9 protein-coding genes are annotated in these 8,888 nt (G+C 67.7%); 2 read left to right on the top strand and 7 right to left on the bottom strand.

The window, feature by feature from the left end; translation table 11 throughout:
• The 5 genes from QZV72_RS12540 to QZV72_RS12520 all read right to left on the bottom strand — a co-directional run.
• On the bottom strand, positions 1 to 646 hold a 646-nt coding region (locus tag QZV72_RS12540), incomplete at its 3' end, for an AMP-binding protein (protein WP_297008921.1).
• The gene (locus QZV72_RS12535) at positions 643 to 1,542 is read right to left on the bottom strand and encodes a TauD/TfdA family dioxygenase (protein ID WP_297008920.1); all 900 of its coding nucleotides are present in this window, start codon (positions 1,540 to 1,542) and stop codon (positions 643 to 645) included. The genes QZV72_RS12535 and QZV72_RS12540, both read right to left, overlap by 4 nt.
• A 144-nt stretch (positions 1,543 to 1,686) precedes the next feature.
• On the bottom strand, positions 1,687 to 2,766 hold the full coding sequence (locus tag QZV72_RS12530) for a serine hydrolase (protein ID WP_297008919.1): 1,080 nt from the start codon (positions 2,764 to 2,766) through the stop codon (positions 1,687 to 1,689).
• Positions 2,763 to 2,978, bottom strand: a complete 216-nt coding sequence (locus tag QZV72_RS12525) for a hypothetical protein (protein WP_297008918.1) — start codon at positions 2,976 to 2,978, stop codon at positions 2,763 to 2,765. Before QZV72_RS12525 ends, QZV72_RS12530 begins: the two co-directional genes overlap by 4 nt.
• Positions 2,975 to 5,215 (bottom strand): hypothetical protein, encoded by a 2,241-nt coding sequence (locus tag QZV72_RS12520; RefSeq protein ID WP_297008917.1) that lies wholly within the window; start codon positions 5,213 to 5,215, stop codon positions 2,975 to 2,977. The genes QZV72_RS12525 and QZV72_RS12520 overlap by 4 nt, the downstream gene beginning before the upstream one ends.
• 88 nt (positions 5,216 to 5,303) lie before the next feature.
• Here QZV72_RS12520 and QZV72_RS12515 point away from each other — a divergent pair, with 88 nt between their 5' ends.
• The gene (locus QZV72_RS12515) at positions 5,304 to 6,203 is read left to right on the top strand and encodes a glycosyltransferase (protein WP_297008916.1); all 900 of its coding nucleotides are present in this window, start codon (positions 5,304 to 5,306) and stop codon (positions 6,201 to 6,203) included.
• 5 nt (positions 6,204 to 6,208) lie between these two features.
• Here the strand turns inward: QZV72_RS12515 and QZV72_RS12510 are convergent, their stop codons facing one another.
• Complete coding sequence (locus QZV72_RS12510; protein ID WP_297008915.1) at positions 6,209 to 6,664, bottom strand: hypothetical protein; 456 nt, start codon at positions 6,662 to 6,664, stop codon at positions 6,209 to 6,211.
• Between the two features lie 349 nt (positions 6,665 to 7,013).
• Between QZV72_RS12510 and QZV72_RS12505 the strand changes: the two genes are divergently transcribed.
• Positions 7,014 to 8,273: a lipopolysaccharide biosynthesis protein gene (locus QZV72_RS12505; protein ID WP_297008914.1), complete on the top strand. Its 1,260-nt coding sequence runs from the start codon at positions 7,014 to 7,016 to the stop codon at positions 8,271 to 8,273.
• Here the strand turns inward: QZV72_RS12505 and QZV72_RS12500 are convergent.
• The coding region (locus QZV72_RS12500) for an ABC transporter ATP-binding protein (protein WP_297008913.1) at positions 8,263 to 8,888 on the bottom strand (626 nt) is incomplete at its 5' end. The two genes, QZV72_RS12505 and QZV72_RS12500, sit on opposite strands and share 11 nt — an antisense overlap.

Raw genomic sequence — 8,888 nt, 5'->3', positions numbered from 1 at the left:
TGAGGATCCACCACACTCCTCCGATGTGGGCTGCGGGCAGCGGCGTGTAAATCGGTTCACCGGGAATCCAGGTGATCCAGTCGAGCCCGTGCTGACGCAGAGCGTCGGGAATGGCGTGCAGTGCCGACCTGGACAGGACGACACTCTTCGGGACGCCGGTGGTGCCACTGGTGAACAGCATGAGGAGTGGACTGTCGGGGGCGGCGTCATCGTCAGTGTGGTCCGGCACCGTGGTTCCGTCTCCCGGCGTGTTCGACACAGTGAGCACCGGGAGTCCTGGCACGGACGGCACGGGGGACAGCCCTTCCCCGGTCACTACGGCGACCGCCCCCACGGCGTCCGCACCGGCGGCCACCGTCGCCGCCGGTGACGCCGCATCGACGACGGCGGGCACGACACCCGCCAAGGCACAGCCGAGCAGCCCGATGTACGCCTCGGGTTCATCGTCGGACAGGAGGATCACCCGGTCACCGCGGTGCGCGACCGACCTGACCTTGGCGGCGACGGTCCGCGCATCCTGAACGGTCTGGGCGTAGGTCCGGGTGACACCACGGGACACGGAGGTCAGGGCAGGCGAGCCGGGGGTGGCACCGGCCTGCTGCAGGATGCGTACGACCAGGTCGCGCTGCGGATCGGCCCGGTTCATACCGGTGCCCCCGGAGTCGGCAGACCGTCGAGCATGGTCAGTCGGTACGTCGTGACGGTTCCCGGGGTGCTGCCGTGTCGTCCGCAGTGGGCAAGGGCCCGGTTGTCCCACAGCAGGGCGTCCCCCACGCCGAAGTACTGGGTGTGCACCAGAGGCGAGGTGTCGTCAGTATCCAGCTGCCCACTGATGGCCAACAGGCGGCGGAGGATCGCAGGATCGAGCTCATCTCCCCGGGCGTCGATGATCCGGTCGGCGAAGGCCTCGCAGATGTAGAGGATCTCCTCCCCGGTGACCGGGTGCCGGACGACTGTCGGCCACACCTGTGGTGGGGTGGTCTCCTCGATATCGCGGAGGACGTCACCGATCGGCCGGTAGACGTCGCTGGGGCGGATCTTGACGAACCGGCGGGGTGAACAGACCGTCCGCGTTCCCCGGACCTTCTCCTTCAGATCCTCGGGTACCGCCGACCAGGCCGCGGCGAGATCGACGAAGGAGGTCCCCCGGTCCGTTCCCGGCACGGCGAGGGGGAGGGTCATCGTCAGGGCGAAGGGTTCCGGCATGAACTGGTAGTCGATGTGCCAGAAGGCCCCGGTCTTCGGTACCCCGCCACTGTCGCGGTCGGTGGAGGACACGAAGATCTCCGGATACTCCGGGTGGCGGTACATCGCCTCGTAGTAGGGGACGACAGTTCCGAGCGCACGGCCGAGTGCCAGGAACTGTTCCGGTGTGGGGTGCAGATCCTTGAGAACGACCATCTTGTGGGTGTAGACCAGCCTGCGAAGCTCACCGGCGTCGACGGTGTCCGCGACAGTGTCCGGATCCTCCAGTCTGATGCCGTGGATCTGTGTTCCCGGACCGGTCCCTTCCACCTGGATGCCCGTTACGGTGCCCGCCATTGTCCTGTGTTCCGTCCCGGCTCCGCACCGCCGCCGGTGCACCGGCCGCCCTGGAATGCGGAGCCATTCACCGGTAGTTGTCGGTCCCGGAGAGGCAACAGTTCCCGGGGGCAGAGGGTCGGGTCCCCGTTCACCCCGCCCCGCTCACCCCAGCGGTGCCCGCGACTCGACGAGATGCCACATCACCGAGTCCAGGCGCACCGCAGTGTTGCTGAGGATCACGAGGGAGTAGCCCTCGACGGTGGCGACGGCGGAGGAGTATCCGCCGGTCTGCCCCTCTTTCCATGCGACGCGGGTGCCGTCGATCTGACGGGTGTTCCAGCCGAGGCCGGAGCCGTCACCGGAACTGTCGACGGTGACCGGCACCCTGGCCGACGTCCCCTTCCCGCTGCCAGGGTCCGGTTCGGCGAGGAAGGCGGCGAACCGGCACATGTCGTCGGGGGTGCTGATGATGCCGCCGGACGGACCGTAGGCCCCGAGGTTCCACGCCGGTACGTGGCGTCCGCCGGCGCTGTAGCCGCGCATCCGGTTACGGTCCGAGGATCCACCCAGCCGGGTGTCCCTCATACCCAGGGGTCCGGTCACCCGGGCGCGCAGCAGGTCCGGGTAGTCCATCCCGGAGGCCTGTGCCAGCGCCTGTCCGAGCAGGGCGAATCCGATGTTCGAGTAGGAGTAGGTCCCCCTCGTGGACAGGGGGTCCTTCCGCGCCCGGTCCAGCAGATCGGGTACCGGGATGTCGTGGACGACGGTGTCCCCGCGGACCGTCCCGGTCCACCAGTCGTCGAGTCCACCGTCGCGTCCGTCATCACCCCAGTACCCCAGTCCGCTGGTGTGGGTCGCCAGCTCCGACAGGGTGACGTCGGCGACGGGGGTTCCCTGCAGGTCGAGGTATCTTCCCACCGTCGAACCGAGGGTGACCTCGCCACGCCGGACCGAGTCCGCGAGAAGCTCACCGGTGATGACCTTGCTCAGTGACGCGATCTCGTACTGCCGGACGCCGGAGGAACCGAAGAACGCCTGGACGGTGCGGTTCCCGTCAACCTCGCAGATCGCCACACTGTCCCGGACACCACCCAGTTGACCCCGGGCGTCGGCGATCAGCGACGGGTCCCCGGACACGTCGGTGGACAGCTCGGGCTTGCCCCGGCTCGTGTACACACCGGTGACGGTGAGGGCGACGATGAGCAGTGCTGCGGCGATGACCGCTATGCGGGTCCTGTTCACGAGATCACTCCCAGCCGGATGATGAGCAGCACCGCACCGATCCAGAATGCCGCCAGGAAGACACCGGTGAGCACGGGACGCGACGTCGCGAGGGTGGTGGTCCGCGGCTCCGGGCGACGTGACCGGTCGATCACCAGGACGATGTACACCAGGAGCATCGTCACCAGGGCCGCACCGAGCGCCGGCCCTGTGAGCAGTTGGAGTGGGGTCATGACATCCTCCTGAGGACGGTAGCGGTCGCTGTCCGGGTGAATACCTCGTAGTCGCCGCTGTCGAGCATGTCCCGGGAAACCTCACTGAACCAGTGTTCCGGTGTGCCGTGCAGGATATGCTCGTACGCCTCACGTGACGAGGAGAAGAACACGAAGTCGGGTCGGGCGTCCATGATCTGACGGGCGACATCCCCCTCGCCGGACAGGGTGGCCGGTCTGAGCTCACCCACCCGGTCCATCCGGAGGACGGCGTCCGTCTCCACCGGGACGACGACACTCCCGGCGGGAGCGTTGTCGAGCACCGTCCGCGCGGCCTCGATGGTGGACCCCGGGTTCCGCTCGAAGGCGGTGTTCGTTCCGCGTGCGGCGACACCGGTGACCGCCACAACTGCGGCACCCACGACCAGGCCACCGAGTTTGACGGCCTGCAACGGCGGGCTGTCGTGCCCGGGACGGCGGGGCCGGTACAACCCGGCCACCGCCGCTGCGGCGAGTACCGCGAGCACCGGGGACGAGTAGAGCACCACCCGCAGAATCACCTCGCCACCGTAGGTCTGCATGGCGACCAGTGACACCGGTGCCGCGACCAGGAGTGCGGAACACACCCGGCGCCACGCGCCACGGACGAGGAACCACCCGACCACCGCAGCGAGGCCGAGCAGCGCGGTGAACACGATACGTAGTTGCTGCATCTGCCGGTAGGCGGCGCTGCCCTGGACTTTTCCGCTGATCCCGGCGTTCAACGCCTCCTGGGATCTGCCGAAACCGTCGATGATCACCGAGAGATTGCCGCTCCACCAGTCCTGCGCACCGTAGGCGAACCAGGCGACGAAGATCACGCCCACCCCGATCCACAACGAACGCTGCCGCACCACGCCGGTAATCCCGAAGAGGACCAGCGTGGTCACCAGTGCCACCGGGGTGAGCTGGTGGCTGAGGACCATGGTGGCGGACATGATGAGGAGCAGGGTCTCCACCCCCCTCTCCCCCCGTCCGGTCCGTCCGGCGGGTCTCCCCGGGGTCGTCCGCAACCAGCGGAGAACCGGTGCCGGCTCCTTGTCCGCCGTTTCCGTGACCAGAACGGCGATGACCGCGAAGTAGAGCAGGAAGGCCAGCGACTGTGGGGAGAAGTAGTCCTGCTGCACCCAGTTGACCAGGGAGAAGATGAGGACGCCGCCCCAGGCGACCCGGTCGCTGCCGGTCAGTCTGCGCCCGAGGACGAGCATCGTGGGAATGAACAGGATGTTGATGACCGCCGGGTAGAGAGGCAGGACACCTGCCATGGAGTCCGTTCCCGACCAGGCACGGAGGGCTGCGAAGGCGGCGAAGAATCCGGGCCAGCTGAACCGGGCGTCGAACCCCTCGACCGTACGGCCGAGGTCGTCGATGGCGTTGACGAATCCGACGTGGACGTATCCGGTACCCACGACCGCTCCGCCGTCGGCGACGGAGACGAACGTGGTGATCTGGACCATGAGCGCGGCAGTGGCCAGTGCCAGCTGCAGGTGTGGTGGGCGCACCGGATCCCACCCCCGTAGAAGAAGCCGGAGTGCGAGACCGAGGAGCAGTGCCAGTCCTGCGAAGTACTCGAGCGGGGCAACGGCGATCAGCCCCCGGGCACCGGTCGCGTCAAGGTTCACCCGGTGCAGGGCACTGGCCCACAGACCGAAGGACACGGCGATCACCACGGGTGTTCCCACGGTCACCGCCGCCGGTCGGCGGCCGATCCGCCGCGGGCCCGGCACCGGGGCGGGGTCGGCGTCCCTATCCGCGCCGGGGTCGTCCGTGCCGGGGTCCCGGTCGGGAGCGGCGGTCCGGGCGGCGGTCCGGGCGGCGCGGAGAATCCGGCGGGCGGCCAACGGAATGAACAGCAGCCCGGTCAGCCCCTCGACCGAGGAGGCCACCATCGGGTACCACAGGTTGGTGAGCAGTTGGCCCATGCTGAGCAGCACAAGGACGCTGAAAGAGAGCACCGGTGCAAGTGCGAGCCACATCCGGCGACAGGTGGGGTAGAACACCAACGCCACCGGCACCCCCGGTACGAGGACGGCGGTCAGCGCGACGACCACGCCCCGCACCGGGCCGCCGACCCCGGACCACACGAGCACGGGCAGCAGCACGCTGACGGCACCGGTGAGCCACAGGGCGAGGAGCTCGGGAAACACCGGCGGCACAGCCCCCCCGGACCGACCGGTTTTCCCCCGCCGAGACGAGTTGAGTATCTTCACAAAGGACATGATACATCAGTCAATACAAAGAGATGATATGCCTATCCCCCGTCAATGTCAATCTATCGGTTCCGAGATATTGGTCACATCTTTGGTGGTGAGCTTCAACCGCCTCGCCACCCTGCGACAGGTGATGGATTCCCTGGTGGGACAGACCCGTCGACCGGACCGGATCCTCGTGGTGGACAACGGCTCCACCGATGGAAGCATCAGGTATCTCCGGAGCCTCGCGTCGACGTATGCTGAGCTCTCCGTGATCGAATCCACCACCAACCGGGGCGGCGCCGGCGGATTCGCGCTCGGAACGGATGCGGCGCTGGCGGACACCACCGACTTCCTCTGGCTGATGGACGATGACGCCGTTCCCCGTCCGGACTGTCTCGAAAGACTGCTCTCGGCACTGACCGACAGCCCGGACATCCCGTTCGTCTCGCCCACCGTGACCGACGCGGACGGCGTCCTGCACACCCGCAACCGGCCCTTCCTCTCTCCCCTGGTCCCGGAGTCCCTCGCCGCGGCCGAGGAAGGGCACCTCGCGGTGAGCGCCGTCTCCTTCGTCGGCCCGCTCATCCGGGCCAGCGCCGCCCGGCGGACACATCTGCCGCTCGACGACTTCTTCCTCTGGCACGACGACACCGAGTACACCGCCAGGCTCGCCGCAGACATACCCGGACGACAGGTACCGCAGGCCCGTATCACCCATCTCGTCAGCAACGCCGGACCCGGACAGTTCGTCCCCCCGCGTGCCGTGGTCAACATCCGCAATCTGGTGTGGTGCGTCCGCGAGAGCCGGACCGGGTCCTCCGCACTCACCCCCTCGCGGTGGGCGGGCCTGCTGAGGGACATCGTCATCGGCCAGATCCGGCACACCCCCCGACGCCGGTGGCCCCGGGTTCTGGCGTCCGTCGTCCGCGGAGTGGCCCGGGGGGTGGTGGCCCGACCCCGGCACCGACCACCGGGGGACATCCTGGCGGCCGGCGGTTTCATTCGCCACTGAGGTTTTCACTCGCCACTGACCACGTTCCGCTTGCGGGTGATCCAACCCGCGACAACGGCGGTGACCAGCAGCAGCGGCAGGAGCACCACCCCCCACGGGACGACCCACTGCGGTGCGTCCGGGGCGAGACTGACCCGGGGGGACCCGGAACTGGTGTTCACGGAGATCGTGGGCCGCATGATGAGCTGTGGACTGATATCCGACCGGACGGAACCGGTCAATGTCTGCCCCGGGGAAAGTGTGAAAGAACGCTCCTCGCCGGCCTTTGTCTGACGACTGAACATCTGGTCCACCAAGACGGTGACTTTTCCGCTGGCGGACGATGAACCGGTGTTCCTCAACCGGTAGGTGATGTCCTGCGAGGACCGGGTCACCGGCCACCAGGTATTCCCACGGGGACTGAAGGTCACCTCGGCGGTGAACTGGTTCTCCGTGACCACCGCCCCGGGCCCGACCGACATACCACCATCTTGACCTGCCGATTGACCGTGTGCGGCAGGAAGAGCCGACATCCCCACCGTCACGGCCACTGCGGCGGCGGCCACTGCTTTCCTGACGCCGGACCCACTTCTGCAGATATTCACCAGTTGTTCCCTCCGGGCCATATCCCGTAATACGCAACAGTAATTCAGAATGGACATGACATTACTTTCCACGTAGCATACCATTCGCTGGCTCAGTCACCGATCACGGTGTCAGACAATACGAGGGTGAGAAATGTCACAAGAAAATTCGAGTTTCTCGGGAACTACCCCCGGCAACCCCGCCGGAAATCCGGAAACCGGGAATGCCTCCGGGGAATCCCGCACAATGGTCCTCGACGGACGGACACTCGCCCTCGCCAGCCTCGTCAACTCCGGTCTCGGTGCCGTCTACTGGTTCGTCGCCGCACGTCTCTACCCCACCGCGGACGTCGGGGTCGCCTCCACGACGATCAACACCGCACTGACCCTCGCCACCGTCTCCAACCTCGCGCTCGGCCCGGTCATTGAACGTCTGCTGCCGGTCGCAGGACGGCTCCAACTCAGACTGGTCACCCTGGTCCAGATCGTCACGGTGGTCCTCGCGGTACTCCTCGCCGGACTGTTCCTCCTGGTGGGACCCGCCGACCGTCTGTTCAGCGACGGTCGGGAACAACTGCTGTTCGTCGTCGCCGTGCCGGTCCTCGCCCAGTACACCATCCAGGACTCCGTGCTCATCGGGCTTCGCCTCGGCAGGGTCAACGCCCTGCGCAACGTCCTGCACGCCCTGGTGAAGCTGGCGCTCATCGGCGCCCTGGCCACAACGGGTGCCGCCTCCGGCATCGTCCTGAGCTGGATCGTCCCCTCACTGGTCGGCGTCACCGTCATCCAGGTCGCACTGCTGGTCTCCGGCCAGCTGCTCAGGAGGGACCGGCACGTCGCGCCGCAGCTCCCCACCACCCGCAGGATCCTCGGCTTCAATGCCATGGCCACCATCTGGATGGTCGTCCAGGCACTGCCGGGTCTGATCATCCCCGTCATCATCCTCAGGGGGACCTCCGGGGAGGACGCGGCCTACTTCAACCTCAGCTGGACAGTCGTCACCGCGTCCACCGTGCTGATCAGCGCCGTGGCGGGACCCTTCGTCAGCGCAGCAGCCCGCTTCCCGGAACAACTGGCCCCCCTGACCAGGAGGTTCATCGTGATGTACCTGCGGATCTCCGTACTCCGGGCACTGATCGTGGCGGTAGGTGGACCGGTGCTCATGTGGATCTACGGTGCCGACTACGCCCGCCACGCCACCCCACTGCTCCTGCTCATCGCCCTGGGGCAGGCGATCTCGACCTCGGCCTACATCTACGGGAACCTGGAGCGGGTCAACGGCCGGATCGGGTTCTCCGCTCTGCTCCAGGGGGTCGGGGCCGCCGTCCTCATCGGCGCCGCCGCGGTGCTGGTACCGGCCCACGGTCTGGTCGGGGCGGGCGTCGCCTATCTCATCCACGACGTCTACCTCCTGGTCGCCAGCGGACCCAGGGCCGCCACACTGATCCGGTCCATGCGCGGCGGCGTCCTCCCCGACAACCGTCTGCGGCCGGAACTCACCACCTGAACGGTTCCGCCGACGTCTCCGGAAGTCCCAGGACAGCGAACGGTCGACCGGTGTGCGGGTCGGTGATCATCGACGCCCGGACCCCGAAGACCTCCGCCATCAGGTCCGGGGTGATCACCTCGTCGGGCGTCCCCTGGGAGACCACCCGTCCGTCGCACAGGACCACCACCCGGTCGGCATAGGCCAGTGCATGGTTCACGTCATGGACCGCGACCACCGTCGTCGCCCCTGCTCCGGCGAGGAGCCGCAACAGGGAGAGCTGGGCCCGGACATCAAGATGGTTCGTCGGTTCGTCGAGGATGACCACCGGCGCCTCCTGGGCCAGCGCCCGGGCGACCAGGATGCGCTGCCGCTCACCACCCGACATCTCGTCGAAGATCTTCGGTGCCAGATACCCCGCCTCGACCGACTCCAGTGCCCGGTCGACGACCTCCCCGTCCCGCGCGGACGCCGACCGCCACCAGCCCCGGTGCGGGTATCGGCCCATCTCCACGATCTCCCGACCGGTGAAACCGACGCCCTCACCCTGGTGCTGGGTGACCACGGAGCGCAGTGTCGCCACGTGCCGCGGGGCCGCGGCCCACACGTCGCAGTCCCCGATCCTCACCACACCCC

Source organism: uncultured Corynebacterium sp. (assembly GCF_902782855.1).
Taxonomy (GTDB): Bacteria; Actinomycetota; Actinomycetes; order Mycobacteriales; family Mycobacteriaceae; genus Corynebacterium.
The sequence above is the reverse complement of the archived record's forward strand: the minus strand, read 5'-3'. Positions and strand labels throughout refer to the sequence as shown.

Excerpts from the sequence above, each read along its gene's own strand:
- QZV72_RS12535 (WP_297008920.1), bottom strand. The coding sequence starts at position 1,542 with ATGGCGGGCACCGTAACGGGCATCCAGGTGGAAGGGACCGGTCCGGGA.
- QZV72_RS12525 (WP_297008918.1), bottom strand. The coding sequence starts at position 2,978 with ATGACCCCACTCCAACTGCTCACAGGGCCGGCGCTCGGTGCGGCCCTG.
- QZV72_RS12520 (WP_297008917.1), bottom strand. The coding sequence starts at position 5,215 with ATGTCCTTTGTGAAGATACTCAACTCGTCTCGGCGGGGGAAAACCGGT.
- QZV72_RS12510 (WP_297008915.1), bottom strand. The coding sequence starts at position 6,664 with ATGTCGGTCGGGCCCGGGGCGGTGGTCACGGAGAACCAGTTCACCGCC.
- QZV72_RS12505 (WP_297008914.1), top strand. The coding sequence starts at position 7,014 with ATGGTCCTCGACGGACGGACACTCGCCCTCGCCAGCCTCGTCAACTCC.